We start from the raw sequence: 23540 nt of genomic DNA, 5'->3' as shown, positions 1-23540 counted from the left end.
TGTTGGTTAATATGGAAAAGAAGAAAATTCTGACAGTGTTTGGTACACGTCCAGAAGCAATCAAAATGGCACCTTTAGTTCATGCTCTTGCTCAAGATGAGCGTTTTGAAGCAAGAGTATGTGTCACAGCACAGCATCGTGAGATGCTGGATCAGGTATTAGAGCTGTTTGACATCAAACCTGACTACGATCTGAATCTTATGAAGGCAGGGCAAACACTCAATGAAGTGACCGCCAGAATTCTTCTAGAACTGAAACCTGTATTACAAGAATTTAAACCTGATGTGGTATTAGTACATGGTGATACCGCCACAACATTTGCTGCCAGCTTAGCGGCGTACTATGAGCAAATTGCAGTAGGACATGTGGAAGCGGGGTTACGTACGGGTAACATTTATTCACCTTGGCCAGAAGAAGCAAACCGTAAATTGACAGGCGCACTCACTCGTTACCACTTTGCGCCAACAGAAACCTCAAAGCAGAATCTGCTACAAGAAAATTACCCACCAGAAAATATCTATGTGACTGGTAATACAGTTATTGATGCATTGTTGATGGTTAAAGCCAAAATTGATGCTAATGCTGATCTCAAGGCAACGTTGGCTGCTCAATTTCCTTATCTTGATGAAAGTAAGAAATTGATTTTAGTAACGGGCCATCGCCGTGAAAGTTTTGGCGGTGGTTTTGAGCGTATCTGCGAAGCGTTAGCGGAAGTTGCGAAACAACATCAAGATGTGCAGATTCTTTATCCTGTCCACTTAAATCCGAATGTACGCGAGCCGGTAAACCGTATCCTTAATGGCATTGATAACATCTTCTTGATTGAACCCCAACAGTACCTACCATTTATATATCTAATGGATCGTTCACATATTATTTTGACCGATTCAGGTGGTATTCAAGAAGAAGCCCCATCTCTCGGTAAACCCGTTTTGGTGATGCGAGATACGACTGAGCGACCAGAGGCAGTTGCTGCTGGAACAGTAAAGCTAGTAGGTACAGATATTGAAAAGATCATTTCAAATATAAATATTCTGCTAACTAGCAATAGTGCTTATCAGGCAATGAGTTTTGCTCATAATCCTTATGGAGATGGCTTGGCGTCAAGTAAGATATTAGAATATATAAATGAATAACTTTATCACTAATACATTATGGTCATTATTAAGTTTTTCTTTAAGGTTATTATCAAATGTAGTCATTTATATAATAATCGCAAGATTTTTTGGGCCTGAGAAATTTGGTCAATTTAGTACGTATGTACTTGCTTGTACGATAATCTTTATGATCTCTGATAGTGGCATACATCAACGTTACTTTAAAGCATTATCTATAAGTGAAAAATGTGAAGTAATAAATGAATTGGTGATGATAAAATTACTGTTTTTTTTGATCTCAACTTTAATTTCAATTACATATTCTTTATATGTTCAGGCATTGTCTGCGTTATTTTTATGTGTCTCATTCTTGATTAATGGTGCATATGATTTTATGTTAATCAATCTTAGATCATCTGGTAGATTTAAAGATGAAGCTTGGTATGCATTTGTTAATAATGTGTTGTTTTTTGCTTTTTCAATAACTGCTCTATATCTCGATGATAGTATTTTCTTTCTTTCATTAGCGATGTTTCTAGCAAGGGTAATAGTTTTATTATTCCTAATAAAAAAAGAAGCATTGCATGTTGATCTCAGTTATAAAATGGCAGTAATAAAAGGTTTAATTTCTCATATATATTATTTCTTAGATTTCACACTAACCAATGTATGGTCATTCTTAGATGGTCTGATAGTTAGGCTGATATATTCAAATTATATATTTGGTATATACTCATCATATACGAGAATTAGCAATGGAATAAGTGGCTTGTCTATAGTTTTGACAAATGTGCTATTCAGCAAGATTGCGTTAGATGCACAGAAAAGGAAGCACAGTTGGCTTTTATTAGGTGTTTCAATTTTCTTTTTTATGGGTTCGATACTGTCTTCTTTTTTATTTTTCTTAGGTGATGAAATAATCTTAATTTTATTAGGTGAATCTTATAAGGAATATTCTCCACTTTTATTATACTTAATGATCCCTGTCATACTAAAGTGGCTTTCATCAAGTTTAGGTGTATATCTATTTGCACTAGGACTAGTAAAGTCGAGAGTATTGATTCAGACTATATCAATTGTTGTATTTTTTACAGCATTATTTGCATTGCATAGAATACAAGACAGTATATTTGTAATACCAATATCGATGAGCATAGCCTATTTAACGATATTTATATTTTATTCTATTTTGGTGGTAAGAAAATGAAAATTGGATTTTTGTGGCATAACGTTTCTTCAGGAAATCTAGGTGTAGGGGCGTTATCAATTAGTAACATGATCCTTGTTAACAAGGCTTGTAAAGAAATTGGTATTTCAGCAGAATTTATCACAATAGGGGATGAGGAGATATCAGATGAAAACAATAAATCTTTAGTTGAATCTCAAATTGGAATAAGTTTTAGCCATAAAGTGATAAACGTCAAAAAGCTGATACTTAATCCTGTATTACTATTTAATTACATTAAGTATATAAATAGCTTAGATGTCGTGCTGGATATTGGTGCTGGTGACAGTTTTTCTGATATATATGGAAAGAAAAGATTTACAATACAGGTCTTTACTAAGTTCGTTAATGCTATCTTTGCAAAGAAATCTATTTTATCTCCACAGACAATAGGTCCTTTCAAATCATCATTTGCAGAAAAAGTTGCTAGTGTTATTCTGAATAAGACAGATGTTGTATTTGCTCGAGATTCTATAAGCCTAGATGTAGGGATTAAATATGCTTCATGTTATCTAGGAACTGATGTCGCCTTATCTATGCCTTTTAAAAATAATATAATAGGTGACACGAGTTCAATTAAAGTTGGAATCAACGTATCGGGGTTGCTATGGAATGGTGGATATACCAATAATAACCAATTTGGTCTAGCTCATAATTATAAAGAATATGTTTATAAACTTATAGAAAGTTTTCTTGAAATTGAAAATGTAGATGTTCACTTAATATCTCATGTTATTGCTACATCTCCAATTCAGCAAGTGGAGGATGATTATTCAGCTTGTCTTGAATTAAAAGAAAGATTTCCAGATTGTAAAGTAGCCCCTAGATTTACTAATCCAATAACTGCTAAAAATTATATTAGCTCTATGGATTATTTTACTGGAGCAAGGATGCACGCAACTATTGCTGCATATTCCAGTGGTGTACCAGTCACGCCGTATGCCTATAGCAGAAAGTTTAAAGGGCTATACAGCACATTAGGTTATAACAAAGTATTAGAAGCAAAAGAAATTGATCTGATAGATGCTGTACAATTAAATATTGAGCACTTTTTTAATAGAGACACTCTACGCCAAGAAATAGCTATGTGTTCAGAGCGTAAGAATCTTCTCACTGCAAAGTACGTAGAAGAACTAAAGTTATTACTGGCAAAATAATATGAAAACAATAGAGCATGTTATAAAGAAAGAATTATGTACAGGTTGTGGGGTTTGTTCATCGGTGTTTTATGGAAAGATCGAAATTCAGAATGCTGATTACAATAGACCTGTTGTTAATCAAAAGCTAAGTAAAACTGAAACTAAGATCTTTAACCAGATTTGTCCTGGAATAAATCAGGCAAGTATCTCTGGAAAAAATGTTCACCCTGTCTGGGGCCCCGTACAGAGTGCTGGCATTGGTTTTTCTAATGATGCAGAGATCCGGTACCGAGGATCATCTGGAGGTATTGTTACCCAAACATTACTATATGCATTGGACTCAAAATTGGCAGATATGGTAGTTCAGGTTGCATCAGATATAAATAATCCCATAGAAAATATAGTCAAGATAAGTAAAAGTAGAAATGATCTAATCGAAGCCACCGGCTCTAGGTATAGTCCTTCATCTCCTCTTTTGAACATCATTCAAATTGTAAATGACAATCCAAACAAAAAAATTGCCTTTGTAGGAAAGCCTTGTGATTGTGTTGCATTGAGAAATTTAATGTCGATAAATGATGATGTTAATAGATCAATTACTCTTATAGTTAGCTTTTTCTGTGCAGGAACCCCTAGCCGTACTGGTGTAAAAAAAGTTTTGGAGGCACTAGAGTATGATAACAATAAACCAGTTAATGACTTTTATTATAGAGGCAAGGGCTGGCCAGGAAAGACTACTTTAGTTCAAAATAGTTCAATTAATGCTATAGATTATTCAAAATCATGGGGAAGCTTATTAGGTCCAACAATTCAAAATAGATGTAAGTTATGTGCTGATGGTACAGGAGAAGTTGCAGATATCGTTAGCGCAGATGTTTGGCATTGTGACTCTAGAGGGTATCCAATATTTACCGAATCTGATGGTCAAGGTCTTGTATTGGCTAGATCTACGTTAGGCAGAGAACTAGTAAGCCAAATGATGGAAAAAAAATTAATTTCTGTTTCTCCTTATAACATGGATGATCTCGCAAATGTACAAATTACTCAGTTTGAGAGAAAATCAACAATTTTGGTTAGAGGGTTAGCCAAAATGATAGGTGATTTAACAATCATTAAATTTCCTAAACAACGTATATTCATTGTGTTCTCAAATCTTAGTATTTATAAACAAATGCGAGTCTTTACAGGTTCATTATTGCGTGTTTTAAAGGGTAAAATGTGATTAATATATTTATTCTAAATTGGAATAGCACTAATGATATTGATAATCTTCTGAATTCTTTGAAAAAATCAAATAATCAATTGTTTAGGATTATTTTAATTCATAATGGTTCAGATGATTGGACGGAGTTATTGTCATTATCAGAAAAATACGAACATTGTTTTGAAACTCATATTATTAAAAATAATGATAATCTTGGATATGCTGAAGGTAATAATACAGGTCTATACTATATAGATTCTCATGGCTTACTGGGTGATATACTTGTAGTAAATCCGGATGTTATATTTTGTGAAGATAGTATTGATGAGCTGATTTTTGCAAAAAATCACCTGAAAAATATAGGTGCAGTCATGATTCGTACTTTTAATCATGATAATGTATTATTATATGACACAATAAAATTAAATGGTTTCAGTCAGCAGTATGTTCATCTAGTAGAGAATCAAATTAATGTAACGGATTATTGTGCTGGTTCTTGCATGTTAATATCTCGTGATGCAGTAGCTGCAATTGGTCTTTTTGAGTCTGATTACTTTTTATACTGGGAGGAGGTCGATTTATCACTTCGTCTACGAGATGCTGGATATGTACTAATTACTACAACCAGAAGTCATATAATCCGAAAATGTAATAGTATAGAAAGAACATCAAACGCTTATTATTATTATTTGAGAAATAGCTTTATTATAAAAAGGAGGTGGCCAGTAGGAAGGGGAATTGTATCACATGGTTTATTTATTTTAAGATCTCTTTTATCCGCACTTCTAAATAGTATTTCAAAAAATAATCTTGCTTTCTTAACAAATTCTATCAAAGGTATAGCTGATGGCATCCGAGAAAAATACGGTAAAAGAGCCTGATTTATTATTTTTGCTTATTTTGTCATTTTTGTTTTTTATAAGTCTATCTCCTGCTTTATTTGGTGGTTTTTTTAGTAAGCTTTCTTTGTTTTTTATATTCGCCTTAAATGTTTGTTATTTTAGATTTGATTTTAAAATATATGTCTTGTTATTTTTAATGACATCCTATTTTATATTTAAATATTCGGTCCTTGAATATTTCATCATAGGTGATTGGGACTTCTCTCCTATGGTTATCTATCTGAATTTAATGGTTTTTATAACCATTCCACATGATAGTATTAAATATTTTCATATGATTAGAATTAGTGTGTTTTACTCGATTCTTTTAGGTTTTTTGGCTTCTCTTTCTTCCTATTTTTTGGGGCATGATTTTTTTGTACACTCTTTACATAATAAAGGGCTAATTGATATAAATGCCTTCACTGGTTTTACATCAATTCCTCAGACATTCGCATCACTATGTTTGTTATACTGGATGATGACAATTGGGGAAAAAAATGTACTCAGTAAACTGATTGGGACAATCGCCATGTTTAGCTCGATAAATAGAACTATATTGGGGATTTTCATATTCCTTAGTGCTTTGAAGCATAAATTTTACTTTTTGATATTTGCCATTGTTTTATTTTTTTCTGCATCATATGTATATATTTATGTTGATGAAGGTTTTCTGACTACACAAACACTATCAAGCAGGACTGTTATGATGAATAATGTCCTTACATATATTCTTTCTCTTTCATTTTTTGAGCTGCTTTTGGGGTCTTTTAAAGTTCCTGAATTCTATATTTATGAATCTAATGTTAAATATATTGAAAATGGTTTCATGTATCTTATTTACTATTTTGGATTTGTAGGTTTTTTTGGTTATATTGTTTTGAATGTTTACTTTTTATATCGAATGATTAATCTGTCTTTTGACTATAAATGGAATTTTGTCTTTTATTGTTTGTCATTAACTCTTATTGTGCAATTCATGACTCATGAGTTTCTGTTTTTGTCATTTTATATATCAGTTGCTTTTTTAATTCATAAGTTGGTTGTTGTTGATTCAAATTGTAAAAGTAAAAAATACATGAACATGAGGTGAAAATGTGAGGGTACTCTTTGTTACAAGACCTACAGTTTTTTCTGGCCCGGGAGGAGATACAGTCCAGCTCTTAAAAACAAAGACATATTTAGAGCGTCTAGGTGTCGAGATTGATATAGCAACTAGCTCTGAGCCTATTGTAGATGGTTATGATATTATTCATTTTTTTAATTTAAGAAACCCTCAGGATATTTTATCAACAGTGCGTTTAGCCAAGCTGAAAGGAATACCTAGCGTTCTGTCAACTATTTGGGGGAGTTATAATGAATGTGATAGAAAAACTAGGAAAGGATTTCAAGGTTGGATTGCAAATAATGTATCTGAATACTTTTTAGAGTATTTGAAAACGGCTGCAAGAATTGTTTTTAATAAAAATTTTCACAAAGGTATGCTTAGTTATCTTATCAAGGGGCATTATAATTCTCAGCGTGAAATTGCGCATTCTGTAAACGTGCTCCTTCCAAATAGTCCGACAGAGCTAGAAAGAGTTGTGTCTGACATGAAGTTGAAAAATTATAAGGGCTTGTGGGTCGCGAATGCAGTAGATGTCGGTGTTTTTAATATGGATAAAGATTCCACAGGTAAGTATAAACACTTGGATGGTTGTTTACTGAGTGCAGCTCGAGTTGAAATTCGCAAATGCCAGCTTGATCTCATCAAGGCAGTTAAAGGTTTGCCGTATACATTAGTCATTGTCGGTAAACCAAGTCCTAATAGCCAAGATTATTATGATGAGTGTCTAAAAGAGGCAGGCGATAACGTTATTTTTATTAATCATGTTGAGCAGGATGAGCTTGCTGAATTGTATAAGGTTGCTAAAGCCCATGCCCTTATTTCCTGGATGGAAACTCCCGGATTATCTTCTTTAGAGGCTGCTATGATGGAGTGTAATTTATTGGTTACTAATCGTGGCGATACAGAGTTTTATTTTGAAGATTATGCAGAGTATTGTGAACCTGGAGATATTGAGTCTATTCGTAAAGGTGTAATTGCAGTGATGGAGAAAGAGTTCGATTCAGGCTTAAAAGAGAAAATCATATCTAATTTTACTTGGCAGCATACAGCACAACAGACCCTTGAAGGTTATCGGTTAGCATTAGATGTTATGAAGGGAATAAAATGAAGATATTAGTTACAGGAGGAGCTGGATTTATTGGCTCTGCTGTTGTTCGTCATGTCATCCAGAGCACTCAAGACAGTGTCGTGAACTTAGATAAATTGACTTATGCAGGCAATTTAGAATCTTTAGCGTCAGTGGCTGGTAGCGAACGTTATGCTTTTGAGCAAGTCGATATCTGTGACCGTGCCGAGCTCGACCGTGTCTTTGCAGAGCATCAACCCGATGCGGTTATGCACTTGGCGGCAGAATCTCATGTTGACCGCTCTATTGATGGTCCAGCGGCCTTTATCGAAACCAACATTATTGGCACCTATACCCTCCTCGAAGCGGCTCGTCATTACTGGAGCCATATAGAGAGTGAACGTAAAGCCGTGTTTCGTTTTCATCACATTTCAACCGATGAGGTGTATGGCGATTTAGAAGGTACGGACGACCTCTTTACTGAAACGACCGCCTATGAACCCAGTAGTCCTTATTCTGCGTCTAAGGCATCCAGTGACCACTTGGTGCGCGCTTGGCTACGTACTTATGGCTTACCCACTATAGTCACCAACTGCTCAAACAACTACGGCCCGTATCATTTTCCAGAAAAGCTCATTCCATTGATGATTTTGAATGCACTGGAAGGGAAAGCCCTGCCTGTGTATGGCGATGGTATGCAAATTCGTGATTGGCTGTTTGTCGAAGACCACGCACGAGCACTGTATAAAGTGGTGACCGAAGGTCTAGTGGGTGAAACCTACAACATTGGTGGTCACAATGAAAAAGCCAATATTGAAGTCGTAAACACACTCTGTGCATTACTTGAAGAGTTGGTACCGAATAAGCCCGCGGGTGTTGCGCACTACGCCGACCTCATTACTTACGTCAAAGACCGCCCTGGGCATGATGTTCGCTATGCGATTGATGCGTCGAAAATCGAGCGAGAGCTGGGTTGGAAGCCAGAAGAGACCTTTGAATCCGGTATTCGCAAAACCGTAGAGTGGTATTTACATCACCGTGAATGGTGGAGCCGAGTGTTGGACGGCTCATACAGTCGTGAGCGTTTAGGTACCGGACAATAACAATCAATGAAGTTGGCAATAGCATGAAAGGCATTATTTTAGCGGGTGGCTCAGGCACTCGTCTCTATCCCATTACCCGCGGCGTATCAAAGCAGCTGCTCCCCATTTACGACAAACCGATGATTTACTATCCGCTTTCGACACTAATGTTGGCGGGAATTCGTGACGTTTTGATTATTACCACGCCCGAAGATAACGAAAGTTTTAAACGCTTATTGGGCGATGGCCGTGATTTTGGCATTCATCTTCAATATGCTATTCAGCCGAGTCCTGATGGTTTAGCGCAAGCCTTCTTAATTGGTGAAGAGTTCATTGGTAACGACTCGGTTTGTCTTGTGCTTGGCGATAACATTTTCTATGGGCAATCGTTCAGTAAAACTTTGCGCCATGCGGCATCGCGTGAGCACGGTGCAACCGTATTTGGTTACCAAGTCAAAGACCCCGAGCGTTTTGGTGTGGTGGAGTTTGATGAGCAGATGCGTGCTATCTCCATTGAAGAGAAACCCTCCAAACCTAAGTCAAACTATGCGGTTACTGGACTGTATTTCTATGACAACCGAGTGGTAGAGCTTGCCAAGCAAGTGAAGCCGTCAGCGCGTGGTGAATTAGAAATCACCACTCTTAATGAGATGTATCTGAATGATGGCTCGCTCAATGTCGAGCTACTAGGTCGTGGTTTTGCTTGGCTAGATACGGGCACCCATGAAAGCTTGCATGAAGCTTCCTCCTTTGTAGAAACGGTGCAGCACATTCAAGGGTTGAAGATAGCGTGTTTGGAAGAGATTGCTTGGCGTAATGGTTGGCTCACCTCTGAGCAGCTTCTTGAGTGCGCAAAGCCGATGCTTAAAAATGACTATGGCCAGTATTTGGAAAGATTAGTCAAAGAGGAGCGCCACGGATGATGCGTGTTCTAGTGACGGGCAGCCGTGGTCAAGTGGGGTACTGCTTAGTCCAGCAGCTCAGTACCATGAAAGAGGTTGAGTTTTTAGCGGTAGACCGCGACCAACTGGATATCACCTATCCCGCTCAAGTGGATGCGGTGGTGAACGAATTCAAGCCTAACATCATCATCAATGCGGCGGCGCATACCGCCGTTGACCGTGCAGAGCAAGAGATTGAGCTCTCTTACGCGATTAACCGAGATGGCCCTCACTACCTAGCCCAAGCGGCAAATAAGGTTGGTGCTGCGATACTGCACATTTCGACAGACTATGTCTTTTCCGGTGATAAACCGAATCCATATCTCGAAACTGACCCTACCGCACCACAGGGCGTGTATGGCGAAAGCAAATTAGCGGGAGAAATCGCGGTCGCTCAAGCCTGCCCTCGGCACATTATCTTGCGCACGGCTTGGGTGTTTGGTGAGCATGGCAATAACTTTGTGAAAACCATGCTGCGTTTAGCACAAACACGCGATGCCCTAGGCGTGGTAGCAGACCAGTGTGGTGGCCCGACGTATGCGGGAGATATTGCCAACGCGCTACTGATGATGGCGAAAGCGATTGTGGAGGGGAAATCTACCGCTTTTGGTGTATATCATTTTTCTGGATTACCGCATGTCAGTTGGCATGAGTTTGCTTGCACCATTTTTGATAAAGCCCGTGACCAAGGGGTATTGAATAAATCCTTGCAAGTCAATGCAATCACTACGCAAGAGTACCCAACTCCGGCGAAGAGACCGGCTAACTCTCGGTTAGACACCCAGAAAATCTATCAACACTTCGGTGTAGTTGCCAGTGATTGGCAGACTGCATTGAACCATCTCATCGATTATAAGAGTGAAGAATAATGAAAGTGATAGAGACAGACATTCCTGATGTCAAAATCATTGAGCCCGCGGTGTTTGGTGATGAACGCGGATTTTTTATGGAAACGTGGAATCAAAAGCGTTTTGAAGAGCTGGTGACGGGTAAGCCAACCCAGTTTGTGCAAGACAATCATTCAAAATCTAAAAAAGGGATTTTACGAGGTTTGCATTACCAAACGGAAAACACGCAAGGCAAATTAGTGCGTGTGGTTTCTGGTGAAGTGTTTGATGTCGCGGTAGACATTCGTAAAGACTCGCCGACTTTTGGAAAGTGGGTGGGTGTGTATCTGTCTGCGGAAAACAAACGTCAGCTTTGGGTGCCTGAAGGTTTTGCGCATGGTTTTTATGTGACCAGTGATGAGGCGGAGTTTGTGTATAAATGCACGGATTATTACAACCCGACAGCTGAGCATTCGTTATTGTGGAATGATCCGGACATTGGAATTGTGTGGCCTGTTATAGGTTTACCTGTTCTTTCTCAAAAGGATGCTAATGCTAAACAAATTAAATATCAGGTTTTATTTAAATGAAAAGAGTTGCTGTTATAGGAACTGTCGGAATACCAGCATGTTATGGGGGATTCGAGACTTTAGTTGAAAATTTAACTCAATATAGTTCTAGTGATATTGAATACTATGTTTTTTGTTCTTCAGACACATACTCTGAAAAGCTTAAAACACATAATGGTGCTAAATTAATCTATATTCCATTAAAAGCTAATGGATTTCAAAGTATCTTGTATGATATTTATTCAATGATTTACTGCTTGTTTTTAAGACCCGACACAGTACTGATTTTAGGTGTTTCTGGTTGTTTATTTCTTCCTGTATTTAAATTTTTTTCCAAATCGAAAATTATTACGAATATAGATGGGCTAGAATGGAAAAGGGACAAGTGGGCTAATTGGGCTAAAAATTTTCTTAAATGGTCTGAAGCTATTGCGGTTAGATTTTCTAATACTATAGTGACTGATAATAAGGCTATAGGTGACTATGTAGAAAATGAATATGCAAGAGAAAGTATTACTATAGCTTACGGTGGTGATCATGCCTTGTGTGACGAAGATCTCCCGACTAGCAAAGAGTGCTATGCCCTTGGCGTATGCAGGGTCGAACCTGAAAATAATGTACATTTAATTCTTGAAGCATTCGAAAATATAGATAAAAAAATAAAATTCGTTGGAAACTGGCAGTCTAGTCACTTTGGAAAAACATTGAAGAAGAAGTATTCCGGTTTTCCTAACATAGATTTGATAGACCCAATTTACGAACTTGATCAGCTTTATAGGTTAAGACGGGGTTGTTCCTTTTATGTGCATGGACATTCAGCCGGAGGAACGAATCCTTCACTTGTTGAAATGATGCATTTTGGTGTTCCAATTTTTGCATTTGATTGTAGTTTTAATAGATATAGCACTGAAGATAAGGCAATGTATTTTTCAAATTCTACAGAATTGAGGAAACTAATCTTTGATGCGAAAGAAGAAATGCTAAATAATAATGGTTCGGCTATGTTAGAAATTGCAAATCGTAGATATACATGGAGAGAAATATCTCGACTTTATGAGTCTGTTTATTAATATGTAATGATTTTATCTTTCTTAGTATAAATAAAAATCCTATCACAGCTAGTTTTTTCATAATTTGTCTTGGCCGCTTTTTAAAGCGGCCTTTTTTATGGCTGTTATTGGCACTCAAGAATCTTCGACATAAAAAAACACCGCCTTGTGGCGGTGTTATTGTTTGTAGACCAATTCTTAGAAGTTGCTGATGGACTGTTCCAGCTCTTTCTCGCCTCGGCCAAAAACTCTGCGTAGGAAGCTGGTGATTCGCCAAACGTACGCGAGTAGTAGGGAGTACACCAAGAAACAGAGCATAAAGCTAAAGAACATGACAGGTTCTGGGATCTTTTTCATTTCGCCGTAAATACCAAACGCGGCAAATAAAGCAGCGAATGCACAAATCACCGCTAAGGTTTGGTGTGAGCTTAACCCTAAACGTTGGAAAATGTGGTGCAGATGTTCGCGGTCAGGTTTAAACGGAGAATGTCCGCGGCGAATACGGCGGATCATAATCGCGGCCATATCCATCAGTGGAATCGCAATTAACCATAATGCGGTAATTGGGCGCATGGTATGTTGGTTTTCATTCTGGCTTAACCCAAGCAGTAACCAGATTGCGGTAAAACCAATCATCATACTGCCTGCATCACCCATAAATACTTTGCGTTTGCGGCCAAAAATGCCCAAGTTGAACATGATGTAAGGCAACATAGTGATGACGAGCAGAGCACAGAGCTGGCTAAAACCTAAGCTTCCATTCACAAACGCCAGAATACCAATCCCGCCGAAGGTCACCATCGAAAGGCCGCCAAGCAACCCATCAATACCGTCTACCATATTAAATGCGTTTATCGCGCCAATCACGGCCAATATGGTGACGACCGCGGCAAACATGCCAAGGTGAATATCACCCATCCCTAAGATATTGCCTATGTAGTTTAGATCGATCCCTGTTTGATACATCATCAAAATAGAGAGTAGCGCTTGTACCGTCATACGGGCTTTAACGCTGAGATCGTATTTATCATCCAATGCACCAACCAGAGTTAAAACGATAATCGACATGAGGTAGAGCGTTTGGTGTGGAAATAGATTAGGGTTAAACAGTAAATAAAACGTTAGTGTTGAGCATATCGATATTCCGCCGACAAGAGGGATAACGCCTTGATGGAGTTTTCTTGCGTTCGGCTTATCAACGAGCTCGATTTTTTTTGCGATTTTTCTCATTACAAAAAGTAATGTTGTAGAGAGCGCAAAGATGATTGATATTTCCATGAACATCGATTCTGCCAACTATTTTTATAAATTTTTAAGTGGCGCGATTTTAGTCTAATGCTTTTGGTTGATAAAGAGTTTTATTGTTTATTAGTCATTGTGTTAGGTGTGTTTTTTGTCAGTTATTTTGTGTTGAATTGAGATTCTCTTTGTGTTTTTTAATTTGATCTCACTTTGTTTTTATGTATTTGAATTCTATTGATTAAATTGTGTCCACTTTTGGTAGTGAATTGATTAATTTATCGGCTGAATAATGCGATGAATTTCATTGTTTATTGTTGTTTATAGGTAAACTTGTTTCAAGATGGAGCCATGAATCAGGATATTTACTTGAGTGTTATCTGTGTCGAAAGATTGAGCATTTCTTTATTATTGGCATTTTTGTTATTAATTAATCAGGTTAATAAATCATCAGAAGGAATGATTTTTTGTCAATTTATGGCCTGTTTTACTGGTAATTTTTGTGTGGGAATTAATGGGCTTCAAAAATCGAATTCTGAATATTAATGGTTCTAAACTTGCTCGCTATCTCGGTATTCTGGTGTTGGCTGCGGTGTGTTATCTCTCTTTTTCTCCGTCTTTAGTTAAGGTGATCGATGTGCCCTACATTGATAAAGCGGAGCATACTTTGGCTTATTTGGTGCTGACGCTGCTCGGGTGTGCAGGATTATCACGCCGAGTATGGATTGCGCCGCTGCTGCTGTTTGGTTTTGGTGTGGTGGCGGAGTTTGTTCAAGAATCGATTGGGCGTGAGTTCTCATGGGCAGATATGGCTGCCAATGGCGCGGGTGTGGTGTTGGGTGTGGTGATTTACGCACTGTTTTGTCGATGGGCTGTTGCTTATCGCTGAGTTTGTGGTGATTGGCTCGCAGTTTGGTGGCTCGGTGCGTTGCTGAGGCGAGCTAACCACGGCAAGGTGGCGCAAAACAGGAGAAACAACATGGAAGTGGTTCATCACGGAGGGAAGGCGAGTGTCACGGGTTCATGCCATGAATTGCGAGCCGATGGGCAAGCGCTGCTGATTGATTGCGGCTTGTTTCAAGGGGCGGATGAACGCCCGTTGGCGGTGGAGTTTGCGCTGGGGCATGTGGATGCTCTGATCTTAACCCATGCGCACATCGACCATATTGGCCGTTTGCCTTGGTTATTGGCGGCGGGTTTTAAGCAGCCGATTTACTGCACGGCGGCAACGGCGGAGCTGGTGCCATTGATGCTGGAAGATGGTTTAAAGCTGCAGTTAGGGATGTCTCCCAAGCAGAGTGAGCGCGTACTGACCGAGGTGCGCCGTTTGCTGCGGGTGCAAGATTACCAAAAGTGGTTTGCGGTGCAGCCTATGCGTGCTGATTCGCTCTGGGTGCGCTTTCAGCCTGCGGGGCATATTTTGGGCTCGGCGTATGTGGAAATTCGGCGTCCGAATGGTGAGGTGGTAGTGTTTTCGGGGGATTTGGGGCCAAGCCATACGCCTTTGTTGCCCGATCCGCAGTCGCCAGAGCGGGCAGATTATCTGTTTATTGAAACCACTTATGGTGATAAGCAGCACGAGGATGTGCAGAGCCGAGGGCAGCGGCTGCGCGCGATGATTGAGCGCTCACTGACTGACGGCGGTGCAATTTTGATCCCGGCGTTCAGTGTCGGGCGTACCCAAGAGCTGCTCTTTGATATTGAGCAGCTCATCTTTTCTCAGCAAATCGATGCTAATTTGCCGATTATTCTCGATTCGCCGATGGCGCAGCGGGTGACGCGTTCTTATCGTCGCTTTAAGCAGTTATGGGGACGAGAAGCCAAAGCGCGGCTGCAAATGCATCGGCATCCTTTGGCGTTTGAGCAGTGTATTACGGTGGAATATCACCGAACCCATGAGCGCTTGGTCAACCGTTTAGCCTCAACCGGAGAGGCGGCGATTGTGGTGGCGGCTTCGGGGATGTGTCAGGGTGGCCGCATTATGGATTATTTAAAAGCGCTGCTGCCGGATAAGCGAACTGACCTGATTTTGGCCGGCTTTCAAGCAGAAGGTACACTCGGGCGCAGTATTCAAAGTGGTCAACCTTCGGTCTGGATTGAGGGAACTGAAGTGGAAGTCAACGCGCATATTCATACGATGTCCGGTTATTCCGCCCACGCCGATAAAGCGGATTTGCTGCGCTTTATTACCGGCATTCCTGAAAAGCCCAAGCAAGTGCACCTGATCCACGGTGAAGCCTCAGCCAAGCAAGCGTTCGCGGCTGAGCTTACTCTACTCGGATATTCGGTGCTTTGAGTGGGAAGCTTTGTTTGATGTGAAATACCCCCTCCCGACCTCCCCCTAGAAGGGGGAGGGGTAAGAGCCATCTCGTTATCAATCAGCAAGATTAAGCTTGTTTCCCTCCCCTTTTAGGGGAGGGTTAGGGTGGGGTATTTGGCGCTTGCGGATGCTTAGGTTGTGTAGTTTCTGTTTGGCTTGGTGTGAAATACCCCCTCCCAACCTCCCCCTAGAAGGGGGGAGGTGCAAGAGCCATCTCTTTATCAATCAGCAAGATTAAGCTTGTTTCCCTCCCCTTTTAGGGGAGGGTTAGGGTGGGGTATTTAGCGCTTGCGGATGCTTAGGTTGTGTAGTTTCTGTTTGGCTTGGTGTGAATACCCCCTCCCAGCCTCCCCCTAGAAGGGGGAGGTGCAAGAGCCATCTCTTTATCAATCAGCAAGATTAAGCTTGTTTCCCTCCCCTTTTAGGGGAGGGTTAGGGTGGGGTATTTAGCGCTTGCGGATGCTTAGGTTGTGCATTTTCTGTTTGGCTTGGTGTGAATACCCCCTCCCAACCTCTCCCTAGAAGGGGGAGGAGTAAGATCGATGCGCGCGAAGGGAGGGGAGCAAGGCGGTTGCCTTTAACCATGTTTCACTTGATACTCTAGCTCATATTGAAGTGAATAATTTGTACGAGTGGTTCGGTGTGCAAGTTTAATGAAGGATAAGATATGACGGTAAATCCTGAACGTTGGAAGCAGCGACTACAAAATTTATCTAAGGCACAATCTCGTCTGCAAAAAGCTTGTGAGCAGGAGAGTTACAACGATCTTGAGTTGGCAGGTTTGGTTCAGACGTTTGAGTTTTCCTTTGAGCTGATGTGGAAAACCTTAAAAGATTTACTCGAATTTGAAGGTTTTGATGCCGCTTCGCCACGCAGCGTATTGCGAACCGCTCTAGAAGCGCAGCATATTTCCTCATTGCAGTGTGAAGTGTTACTCGAAGCGTTAATGAAGCGTAACCTATTGGCTCATACTTATGATGAAAATAATGTGCTGCAAGCGCAGTAACTGATTGTGCAGAACTTTGCGCCAGTTATTGCACAAGTGACTCAATATCTTGAGGAAAAAAGTGCTCAGTAGTTCTATTTCTCTGACAAAGATCGGGTTAAAACCTCATCAGTATGCGTTGATTCGTGAGGCCGTGTTGCAAGATTCGCGAGTCGAGCGCGCTTGGATTTTTGGCTCACGAGCGTTGGGTACGTATAAAGATAGCTCAGATATTGATATTGCTTTAGAGGGAGAGGCATTAACTCTGGATGATATGGCTCGAATGTTAGAGCGCCTTGAATACTCAACGTTACCGTTTAGGGTGGATTTGCAGCTTAAACACAAGATCATGTCTCCTGAACTACTGGCTCATATTGAACAGTATGGGCTGCAGATTAAGTAAGTGTGTACTTAATTTCCCTCACCTTTTAGGGGAGGGTTAGGGTGGGGTATTTGGCGCTTGCGGATGCTTAGGTTGTGTAGTTTCTGTTTGGCTTGGTGTGAAATACCCCCTCCCGTCCTCCCCCTAGAAGGGGGAGGGGTAAGATCGATGCGCGCGAAGGGAGGGGAGTAAGAGCAACTGCTCTCGAATGGAGGGGCGGTGTTTAGCCTCTCAGTGCGCGAAAGTCATTGCCTGTGGGGGCTTGCGAGACGCGCAGGTCAAATTCGGGCAGTACCGCGTAAATATGATCAAAAATATCAGACTGAATACGCTCATACTCCACCCACACTGTGGTGCTGGTAAAGCAGTACACCTCTAGCGAAATGCCATCGTGAGTGGGCGCTAACTGACGTACCATCAGCGTCATATCTTGGTGAATATTGGGGTGAGTGCGCAGATAGCGCTCTAAATAGGCGCGGAAACTGCCGATGTTGGTCAGGCGACGGCCATTGATACGGCAGGCCAAATCCCAATGTTTTTGTTGGTTGTAGCTGCTGATCTCTTGTTCTTTTTCCGCCAAGTACGGCTCAAGCAGTTGCGCTTTTTTCAGCGTTTGTTTCTCTTCTTCTGTTAAAAAGTGCACGCTGGTGGCATCAATCAAAATGCTGCGTTTGATGCGGCGACCACCGGACTCTTGCATGCCTTTCCAGTTTTTAAAGGAATCTGAAATCAGGGCGTAGCTTGGAATGGTGGTGATGGTTTTATCCCAGTTCTGCACTTTGACTGTGGTTAGGCTGATATCAATCACTGAGCCATCTGCGCCATATTTGGGCATTTCCAACCAGTCACCGACTGAGAGCATTTTGTTGGCCGAAAGTTGTACCCCTGCAACTAAGCCGAGGATCGGGTCTTTAAACACCAACATAAAGACCGCGGTCATCGCACCTAAGCCGCTGAGCAGAATAACCGGCGACTTACCGATTAAAATTGAGGTGAAAAACAGCGCCGCGATAATAAACACAATCAGCTTGATGCTTTGCAAAATGCCGCGTGTTGGCAGGTTTTTACCCACTTGGGTTCGGCTGATCAGCAGCTCCAGCACGTTGAGTACGGAGTAAGTGGCCAGCATGCCAAACACCACAATCCACAGTGAGGTCAGGGTGTGCAGAACATCGTAAGCAAAGGTGTTAGGGCTTAGCCACAACTGGGTTTGCACCGCAATCACCACACCTTGGATCAGTAAGGCAACGCGGCTAAATAGGTGCTCTTTAAACAGAGCATTGCGCCAAACGCTTTGCTCATGGTGGGTATGGCGTTTGAGCCACAGCAGCACTCCACGGTGTAACACGAGATGAATGGCAATCGAAATGGCTGCGATCAGCCCGAGCGCTTCCGCAAGCTGGATCACGCGTTCAACTTCAATATCAAACTTCTGTAACCACAAGGTTAAAGTTTCAAGCATGGCTTACTCCTTAATCAATCTGCGCGCCATACTACCTCAAACCCTAACGGCTTGCTATGTAAGTACTTGCTTCACTCGTTGGCGTAGGTAGGGCACGATATCTTGCTCAAACCAAGGGTGATTTCTCAGCCATAAGGTATTGCGTGGAGAGGGATGCGGCAGCGGTAAGACCGAAGGCGCCCAGCGTTGCCACTGCTGTACCGTTTCGGTCAAGGTGCTGGGTTTATCCGACAGATAATAATGCTGTGCATATTGTCCAATCAGGAGAGTGAGTTGCCGATTGGGCAGTTGCTCCAACACTTTAGCATGCCAAAGTGGCGCACACTCTTTACGCGGCGGTAAATCTCCGCTGCGCCCTTTGCCCGGATAGCAAAGCCCCATGGGCATGATGGCGATGTTTTCTTCGCAGTAAAACGCTTCGCGATCTAAACCCAACCACTGACGCAACCGCTCACCGCTGGCATCATTCCACGGAATTGAAGTGTTGTGCACCTTAGTGCCCGGTGCTTGACCAATAATTAAAATCTTCGCCGCAGAATGGGCGCGGATCACCGGATTCGCGCCCAAAGGTAAATGGGGTTCACACACTGTGCACTGGCGAATTTCCGTCAGCAGTGACTCAAGCATCAGTAGCCTTTTTCAAAATCAATCTGGTTACGCAGTGGCAAGTTATCGCACCAACGTTGGTAGTTATCGGCGAAGATATCGACCACTTGCTCTGGAAAGCTGACCGCCGCGATGTGCGGTGTGATGGTGATCGCCGGATTGTCCCAAAATGGGTGATCTTGAGCGAGTGGCTCTTTGATAAACACATCCAAAAACGCGTGGCGAATGTGTCCTGCTGCAATTAAATCCGGCAGATCCTGCTCCACTAACGTTTTGCCACGCCCGACGTTAAACAGCAGCGCTTGGTGGCAGTGGCGAAGATTCTCTCGGTTGAGCAGCCCTTCGGTTGCCGGCGTATTGGGCAGCGTATTCACCAGTAAGTCGGCGCGCATTAAAGCGGCTGGCAGTTCACTGATGTGATAAGTGGCATCAAAATGCCCTTCTTTGGCCGGAATGCCGGTGCGGTTGACGCCCACTACTCGCAGCCCAAACTGTTTAGCCACATGGGCTAAATGGCTACCAATCGAGCCAGTGCCCAAAATCACTAGGGTTTGATTGGCAAGTGAAGAGTAAGGGCGCGGCTGCCAAAGGCGCTTAGCTTGTTGGGTTTGATACAGGCGAAAATCGCGCTGATATTGGATAGCGTAACCCATCACATACTCGGCGATCAGGTGCCCGAAGATGCCTTTGACGTTGGTCAGCAGATAGTTTTTGCGCAGTTTGGGGTCCATCAAGGTATCGACGCCGGCATAGGCAGAATGCAGCCATTGCAAGCGCGGAAACTCATCCAAACGGCGGGCGGCCATCGGCGGTGCGGCCAACAAAATCGTGGCCTTGGCGCGATCTTCGGTCAAGGCGAGCCCTTCCAGTTGGCGCTCAAGGATCAGCTCGCGGTAGTGTTCATCATGTTCAGTCAGAATATACAGCTGGTGGAAATTGTTCATAGGCGCGTCTTTTTTCCCTTATGGTTATCCAGTACACTTCCGCTGTCTTTTTCCGCAACGATTTGAAGTGACTATGTTACAAAACCCTCTACAGCTTCGTCTTGAGAAGTTTGAACCTTGGCAACAGATTACCTTTATGGCCTGTCTGTGTGAACGTATGTATCCGAATTACGCTATGTTCTGTGAGCACACGCAGTTTGCTGAGGCGCGTATCTACCGTGACATTCTCGACAGCGTGTGGGAATTGATGACGGTAAAAAATGCCAAAGTGAACTTTGAGCATCAGCTTGAAAAGCTCGAAGAGCTGATCCCAACTTCGGATGCGTTTGATCTGTACGCCGTGTATCCCGCGATTGATGCCTGTGAAGGCTTGGCAACCCTGCTGCATGGTTTGTTGGATCGTGATGATTTAGCGGAATCTATGATCAAAGTGAGCCAGATTTCGGTACAAACCGTCGCTCAACTGGAAGAAGCACAAACCGGTGAAGCTATCACCAACGATAACCAAAAAGAGAATGAAGCCGTGTGCGCCGAGTGGGACGTACAGTGGGCGATTTTCCGTCCGCTACGTGAAGCGGTTGAGCGCGACATTGATCTCATCAAAGACCTACGCAAAGAGCTGCGCGAAGAAGGGGTCAGCAATATTGGGGTTGAGTTGTAATTTCCTCTTTATCATCATTCCCTCCCCTTGTAGGGGAGGGTTAGGGTGGGGTATTTGGCGCTCACCGATGCCTACGTTGCTTGGTTTGGCGTGAAATACCCCCTCCCATCCTCCCCCTAGAAGGGGGAGGGGCAAGATCGGTTGCTTAGGTTGCCCTATAAGGGAGAGGTTTAAGAGCCATTCTCTTTATCAATCAGCAAGATTAAGCTTGTTTCCCTCCCCTTGTAGGGGAGGGTTAGGGTGGGGTATTTGGCGTTCACCGATGCCTACGTTGCTTGGTTTGGCGTGAAATACCCCCTCCCATCCTCCCCCTAGAAGGGGGAGGGGCAAGATCGGTTGCTTAGGTTGCCCTATAAGGGAGAGGTTTAAGAGCCATTCTTTTTATCAATCAGCAAGATTAAGCTTGTTTCCCTCCCTTTGTAGGGGAGGGTTAGAGTGGGGTCTTTGGCGCTCACCGATGCCTACGTTGCTTGGTTTGGTGTGAAATACCCCCTCCCATCCTCCCCCTAGAAGGGGGAGGGGCAAGATCGGTTGTTTAGGTTGCCCTATAAGGGAGAGGTGTAAGAGCCATCTCTTTATTAATCAACAAGATTAAGCTTGTTTCCCTCCCCTTTTAGGGGAGGGTTAGGGTGGGGTATTTTGATGCTCGCGGATGCAAGCCTGTAAATGACGAAAGATATCCTCAATAACATCTGTGAGCTGTTGTTCTACCTCTTGGTTTGTATAACGAACAACCCGAATACCATGCCGTTTCAAGTAGGCCGTACGTTGCTCATCATGAATTTTTCCACCTTCGGAAAAATGAGAATCGCCATCAATCTCTACCGCCAACTTGTATGTAGAGCAGTAAAAGTCCAGAACGTAATTACCAACCCCAAATTGGCGACGAAATTTAACGCCTAGCTGAAAATGGCGCAGGTGTTGCCATAAACGTTGTTCAGGATGCGTCATATTATTGCGTAAGTATTGACGAAACACTTTTGAACGTTGGGGGTTAGAGTCCATCCGTTTTTTATTCCACTTCGTCGCGGCTTTCGATCATACGATGCTGGCGCTTCCAGTGCTCCCAGCGTTCGGTGGCCAGTTGCTGCATATCGGTTGTACGGTCGGCTTCATCGATAATCTCTTCGCCGAGCAAGTGCTCGAAGATGTCTTCTAAGGTCAGCAAACCCTGCACTGAGCCGTATTCGTCTACCACGACCGACAGTTGCAAGCGCTTTTGCATCATCTGGTCGAAGGCTTTTGGTAAGCTCAAGGTGTTGAGCACCACATGGATTGGGCGCATCACATCACCCAGTAGCAAGTTTCCTTGGCCATTTTGCTGCTCTTTAAACAACTCAAGGCGGTGCACAAAGCCGACAATGTTGTCTTTCTCTTCGCTGTAAATCAGCGGGCGCGAGAACGGCGTATCGCGGTGCTGCTCGATAAATTCATCAATCGTTAGATCCGCAGAAACGCGAAACAGTACCGGGCGCGGCGTCATAACTTGCGTTACTGGCACATTTTGAATCGCCAGTAAGTTGTTCAGCATTTTTGATTCGCCCTCAGCAAACTCACCGTTTTCATTGGCCAACATCGCCATCGCGGAGATCTCGTCACGTAGCTTTGGCGCTTCGACTTTGCGCGCGAGGCGCTTAGTGATCTGCTCAGAGAACCAGACGAACGGCGTCAGCGCCCATACCATCCAACGCAGCACGAGAGAAGCTTGGGGAGCGAGTTCACGCCAGTAGGTCGCACCTATGGTTTTGGGCACGATTTCCGACAGCACCAGAATGCCTAGGGTGAGCACAGCAGAGAACAAACCTAGCCACTGGCTACCAAACACCACCGCCGCTTGTGCGCCAGCCGTCGCAGCACCTATGGTGTGCGCAATGGTATTGAGGGTCAGAATCGAGGCGAGTGGGCGGTCGATGTCCGCCTTTAGGCCTGCTAGGCGATTAGCCGCAGGGTGGCTTTGTTGGCGCAACTGGGCTAGATAGCTTGGAGTAATACTTAAGAGTACCGCTTCTAAAACTGAACAGATAAACGATACGCCAATCGCGACAGAGATATATATCGCAAGCAGAAACATAAAATTCCTTGGTTTTAAAGTGCACGTTCGAACTCTTTTCTTCTCACAATCTTCGTGGTAAAGGCCGCAAAGTACAGGGAGAATATGAAGAAAAATCGCTTCGCCTGAAGGAGCCGAAAGTGCTTTTTTCAGTCACTAAATCGATTGAAATGACAGGCTTCCCAGTCGATTAGCCCTTTTTAAATAAGGTTTCTCTCACTCAATTACAAGTAAACCTGTGGCTGGATTAGTAACAAATTGTGAGTTGTTACTCAGATTACGGTTAAAAGTGCGTCATAAAAGCGAAAGTTGCGCGACAAACCTTTGCCAGAGCGGGCATTTATGTTTTAGAGTGAGCTCGATTCGATAACCTATTGAGAAGGGAAACCTAAATGAACAAGACCCAATTGATCGACTTTATCGCAGAGAAAGCGGACCTGACTAAAGTGCAAGCGAAAGCAGCTCTTGAAGCGACTCTGGGTGCGGTTGAAGGTGCTCTGAAAGACGGCGACCAAGTACAACTGATTGGTTTTGGTACATTCAAAGTTAATCATCGTTCTGCTCGTACTGGCCGTAATCCAAAGACCGGTGAAGAGATCAAAATTGCGGCAGCTAACGTTCCTGCATTCGTAGCAGGTAAAGCGCTGAAAGACGCGATCAAGTAATTGCTTTATACTACGCCGAGATTGAACATCTCGGCGTT

At 42.6% G+C, this 23540-nt stretch carries 23 protein-coding genes and 1 pseudogene; 18 read left to right on the top strand and 6 right to left on the bottom strand.

The features are described from left to right. Positions 1-11: 11 nt before the first annotated feature. Genes wecB through F0316_RS12795 form a run of 12 tightly spaced genes read left to right on the top strand, consistent with a single transcriptional unit; the run spans position 12 to position 12209 of the window. Positions 12-1136: a non-hydrolyzing UDP-N-acetylglucosamine 2-epimerase gene (gene wecB / locus F0316_RS12850; protein WP_095477725.1), complete on the top strand. Its 1125-nt coding sequence runs from the start codon at positions 12-14 to the stop codon at positions 1134-1136. Continuing rightward, positions 1129-2304, top strand: coding sequence for a lipopolysaccharide biosynthesis protein (locus tag F0316_RS12845; protein WP_095477727.1), 1176 nt, complete (start codon positions 1129-1131; stop codon positions 2302-2304). The genes wecB and F0316_RS12845 overlap by 8 nt, the downstream gene beginning before the upstream one ends. Further along, positions 2301-3479 carry a polysaccharide pyruvyl transferase family protein gene (locus tag F0316_RS12840; protein ID WP_095477729.1) on the top strand — a complete coding sequence of 393 codons (1179 nt, stop codon included), beginning with the start codon at positions 2301-2303 and terminating at the stop codon, positions 3477-3479. Before F0316_RS12845 ends, F0316_RS12840 begins: the two co-directional genes overlap by 4 nt. Position 3480: 1 nt before the next feature. Then, on the top strand, positions 3481-4683 hold the full coding sequence (locus F0316_RS12835; protein ID WP_095477732.1) for a Coenzyme F420 hydrogenase/dehydrogenase, beta subunit C-terminal domain: 1203 nt from the start codon (positions 3481-3483) through the stop codon (positions 4681-4683). After that, positions 4680-5546: a glycosyltransferase family 2 protein gene (locus tag F0316_RS12830; protein ID WP_095477734.1), complete on the top strand. Its 867-nt coding sequence runs from the start codon at positions 4680-4682 to the stop codon at positions 5544-5546. The genes F0316_RS12835 and F0316_RS12830 overlap by 4 nt, the downstream gene beginning before the upstream one ends. Beyond that, the gene (locus tag F0316_RS12825; RefSeq protein ID WP_095477736.1) at positions 5512-6639 is read left to right on the top strand and encodes a hypothetical protein; all 1128 of its coding nucleotides are present in this window, start codon (positions 5512-5514) and stop codon (positions 6637-6639) included. Before F0316_RS12830 ends, F0316_RS12825 begins: the two co-directional genes overlap by 35 nt. A gap of 4 nt (positions 6640-6643) precedes the next feature. After that, complete coding sequence (locus F0316_RS12820) at positions 6644-7762, top strand: glycosyltransferase family 4 protein (protein WP_095477738.1); 1119 nt, start codon at positions 6644-6646, stop codon at positions 7760-7762. Beyond that, on the top strand, positions 7759-8823 hold the full coding sequence (rfbB, locus tag F0316_RS12815) for a dTDP-glucose 4,6-dehydratase (protein ID WP_149560530.1): 1065 nt from the start codon (positions 7759-7761) through the stop codon (positions 8821-8823). The genes F0316_RS12820 and rfbB overlap by 4 nt, the downstream gene beginning before the upstream one ends. A gap of 23 nt (positions 8824-8846) precedes the next feature. Continuing rightward, the gene (rfbA, locus tag F0316_RS12810) at positions 8847-9725 is read left to right on the top strand and encodes a glucose-1-phosphate thymidylyltransferase RfbA (RefSeq protein ID WP_069212354.1); all 879 of its coding nucleotides are present in this window, start codon (positions 8847-8849) and stop codon (positions 9723-9725) included. Continuing rightward, the gene (rfbD, locus tag F0316_RS12805; RefSeq protein WP_149560529.1) at positions 9722-10612 is read left to right on the top strand and encodes a dTDP-4-dehydrorhamnose reductase; all 891 of its coding nucleotides are present in this window, start codon (positions 9722-9724) and stop codon (positions 10610-10612) included. Before rfbA ends, rfbD begins: the two co-directional genes overlap by 4 nt. After that, positions 10612-11160 (top strand): dTDP-4-dehydrorhamnose 3,5-epimerase, encoded by a 549-nt coding sequence (rfbC, locus tag F0316_RS12800; RefSeq protein ID WP_149560528.1) that lies wholly within the window; start codon positions 10612-10614, stop codon positions 11158-11160. The genes rfbD and rfbC overlap by 1 nt, the downstream gene beginning before the upstream one ends. Beyond that, on the top strand, positions 11157-12209 hold the full coding sequence (locus F0316_RS12795) for a DUF1972 domain-containing protein (RefSeq protein ID WP_095477789.1): 1053 nt from the start codon (positions 11157-11159) through the stop codon (positions 12207-12209). The genes rfbC and F0316_RS12795 overlap by 4 nt, the downstream gene beginning before the upstream one ends. 177 nt (positions 12210-12386) lie before the next feature. On the opposite strand, the gene wecA is transcribed toward F0316_RS12795, so the two are convergent. Then, positions 12387-13472, bottom strand: a complete 1086-nt coding sequence (wecA, locus tag F0316_RS12785) for a UDP-N-acetylglucosamine--undecaprenyl-phosphate N-acetylglucosaminephosphotransferase (RefSeq protein WP_095477793.1) — start codon at positions 13470-13472, stop codon at positions 12387-12389. Between the two features lie 469 nt (positions 13473-13941). Between wecA and F0316_RS12780 the strand changes: the two genes are divergently transcribed. The 4 genes and pseudogenes from F0316_RS12780 to F0316_RS12765 all read left to right on the top strand — a co-directional run bounded on the left by F0316_RS12780 (position 13942) and on the right by F0316_RS12765 (position 17135). Further along, on the top strand, positions 13942-14316 hold the full coding sequence (locus F0316_RS12780; protein WP_148502116.1) for a VanZ family protein: 375 nt from the start codon (positions 13942-13944) through the stop codon (positions 14314-14316). 90 nt (positions 14317-14406) lie between these two features. Continuing rightward, on the top strand, positions 14407-15723 hold the full coding sequence (locus tag F0316_RS12775) for an MBL fold metallo-hydrolase (protein ID WP_172626027.1): 1317 nt from the start codon (positions 14407-14409) through the stop codon (positions 15721-15723). A 691-nt stretch (positions 15724-16414) separates the two neighbouring features. Beyond that, positions 16415-16825, top strand: a pseudogene (locus F0316_RS12770) (HI0074 family nucleotidyltransferase substrate-binding subunit). Further along, the gene (locus tag F0316_RS12765; protein ID WP_032476997.1) at positions 16815-17135 is read left to right on the top strand and encodes a nucleotidyltransferase family protein; all 321 of its coding nucleotides are present in this window, start codon (positions 16815-16817) and stop codon (positions 17133-17135) included. The pseudogene F0316_RS12770 and the gene F0316_RS12765 overlap by 11 nt, the downstream one beginning before the upstream one ends. A gap of 202 nt (positions 17136-17337) precedes the next feature. Here F0316_RS12765 and F0316_RS12760 read toward each other — a convergent pair whose 3' ends face one another. From F0316_RS12760 to F0316_RS12750, 3 genes are read right to left on the bottom strand one after another with little or no spacing between them, the layout of a single operon-like run. Next, positions 17338-18576, bottom strand: a complete 1239-nt coding sequence (locus F0316_RS12760; protein ID WP_149560526.1) for a mechanosensitive ion channel family protein — start codon at positions 18574-18576, stop codon at positions 17338-17340. Positions 18577-18630: 54 nt separating this feature from the next. Further along, positions 18631-19203: a uracil-DNA glycosylase family protein gene (locus F0316_RS12755; protein WP_114724878.1), complete on the bottom strand. Its 573-nt coding sequence runs from the start codon at positions 19201-19203 to the stop codon at positions 18631-18633. Beyond that, positions 19203-20126: a D-2-hydroxyacid dehydrogenase gene (locus F0316_RS12750; protein ID WP_149560525.1), complete on the bottom strand. Its 924-nt coding sequence runs from the start codon at positions 20124-20126 to the stop codon at positions 19203-19205. Before F0316_RS12750 ends, F0316_RS12755 begins: the two co-directional genes overlap by 1 nt. A gap of 73 nt (positions 20127-20199) precedes the next feature. On the opposite strand from F0316_RS12750, the gene F0316_RS12745 reads away from it, so the two are divergent. Continuing rightward, entirely contained in the window at positions 20200-20787 is a 588-nt protein-coding gene (locus F0316_RS12745; protein ID WP_000941132.1) for a YjaG family protein, read from the top strand. 624 nt (positions 20788-21411) lie between these two features. On the opposite strand, the gene F0316_RS12740 is transcribed toward F0316_RS12745, so the two are convergent. Beyond that, positions 21412-21792: an endonuclease domain-containing protein gene (locus F0316_RS12740; protein WP_000378070.1), complete on the bottom strand. Its 381-nt coding sequence runs from the start codon at positions 21790-21792 to the stop codon at positions 21412-21414. Positions 21793-21799: 7 nt separating this feature from the next. Continuing rightward, positions 21800-22858 (bottom strand): CNNM domain-containing protein, encoded by a 1059-nt coding sequence (locus F0316_RS12735; protein ID WP_000479239.1) that lies wholly within the window; start codon positions 22856-22858, stop codon positions 21800-21802. Between the two features lie 371 nt (positions 22859-23229). Between F0316_RS12735 and hupA the strand changes: the two genes are divergently transcribed. Continuing rightward, a complete protein-coding gene (gene hupA, locus F0316_RS12730) occupies positions 23230-23502 on the top strand; it encodes a nucleoid-associated protein HU-alpha (protein ID WP_001044507.1) in 273 nt (90 codons plus the stop codon). The last annotated feature ends 38 nt before the right edge of the window (positions 23503-23540 follow it).

It is taken from the genome of Vibrio cholerae (assembly GCF_008369605.1).
GTDB lineage: Bacteria > Pseudomonadota > Gammaproteobacteria > Enterobacterales > Vibrionaceae > Vibrio > Vibrio cholerae.
This window is presented reverse-complemented; position numbering and strand designations above follow the sequence as displayed.

What these genes read in the sequence shown, in the direction of transcription:
- wecB (WP_095477725.1), top strand. Translation starts at nt 12, where the DNA reads ATGGAAAAGAAGAAAATTCTGACAGTGTTTGGTACACGTCCAGAAGCA.
- F0316_RS12845 (WP_095477727.1), top strand. Translation starts at nt 1,129, where the DNA reads ATGAATAACTTTATCACTAATACATTATGGTCATTATTAAGTTTTTCT.
- F0316_RS12840 (WP_095477729.1), top strand. Translation starts at nt 2,301, where the DNA reads ATGAAAATTGGATTTTTGTGGCATAACGTTTCTTCAGGAAATCTAGGT.
- F0316_RS12835 (WP_095477732.1), top strand. Translation starts at nt 3,481, where the DNA reads ATGAAAACAATAGAGCATGTTATAAAGAAAGAATTATGTACAGGTTGT.
- F0316_RS12825 (WP_095477736.1), top strand. Translation starts at nt 5,512, where the DNA reads ATGGCATCCGAGAAAAATACGGTAAAAGAGCCTGATTTATTATTTTTG.
- rfbB (WP_149560530.1), top strand. Translation starts at nt 7,759, where the DNA reads ATGAAGATATTAGTTACAGGAGGAGCTGGATTTATTGGCTCTGCTGTT.
- rfbA (WP_069212354.1), top strand. Translation starts at nt 8,847, where the DNA reads ATGAAAGGCATTATTTTAGCGGGTGGCTCAGGCACTCGTCTCTATCCC.
- rfbD (WP_149560529.1), top strand. Translation starts at nt 9,722, where the DNA reads ATGATGCGTGTTCTAGTGACGGGCAGCCGTGGTCAAGTGGGGTACTGC.
- rfbC (WP_149560528.1), top strand. Translation starts at nt 10,612, where the DNA reads ATGAAAGTGATAGAGACAGACATTCCTGATGTCAAAATCATTGAGCCC.
- F0316_RS12795 (WP_095477789.1), top strand. Translation starts at nt 11,157, where the DNA reads ATGAAAAGAGTTGCTGTTATAGGAACTGTCGGAATACCAGCATGTTAT.
- wecA (WP_095477793.1), bottom strand. Translation starts at nt 13,472, where the DNA reads ATGTTCATGGAAATATCAATCATCTTTGCGCTCTCTACAACATTACTT.
- F0316_RS12780 (WP_148502116.1), top strand. Translation starts at nt 13,942, where the DNA reads ATGGGCTTCAAAAATCGAATTCTGAATATTAATGGTTCTAAACTTGCT.
- F0316_RS12775 (WP_172626027.1), top strand. Translation starts at nt 14,407, where the DNA reads ATGGAAGTGGTTCATCACGGAGGGAAGGCGAGTGTCACGGGTTCATGC.
- F0316_RS12760 (WP_149560526.1), bottom strand. Translation starts at nt 18,576, where the DNA reads ATGCTTGAAACTTTAACCTTGTGGTTACAGAAGTTTGATATTGAAGTT.
- F0316_RS12755 (WP_114724878.1), bottom strand. Translation starts at nt 19,203, where the DNA reads ATGCTTGAGTCACTGCTGACGGAAATTCGCCAGTGCACAGTGTGTGAA.
- F0316_RS12750 (WP_149560525.1), bottom strand. Translation starts at nt 20,126, where the DNA reads ATGAACAATTTCCACCAGCTGTATATTCTGACTGAACATGATGAACAC.
- F0316_RS12745 (WP_000941132.1), top strand. Translation starts at nt 20,200, where the DNA reads ATGTTACAAAACCCTCTACAGCTTCGTCTTGAGAAGTTTGAACCTTGG.
- F0316_RS12740 (WP_000378070.1), bottom strand. Translation starts at nt 21,792, where the DNA reads ATGGACTCTAACCCCCAACGTTCAAAAGTGTTTCGTCAATACTTACGC.
- F0316_RS12735 (WP_000479239.1), bottom strand. Translation starts at nt 22,858, where the DNA reads ATGTTTCTGCTTGCGATATATATCTCTGTCGCGATTGGCGTATCGTTT.
- hupA (WP_001044507.1), top strand. Translation starts at nt 23,230, where the DNA reads ATGAACAAGACCCAATTGATCGACTTTATCGCAGAGAAAGCGGACCTG.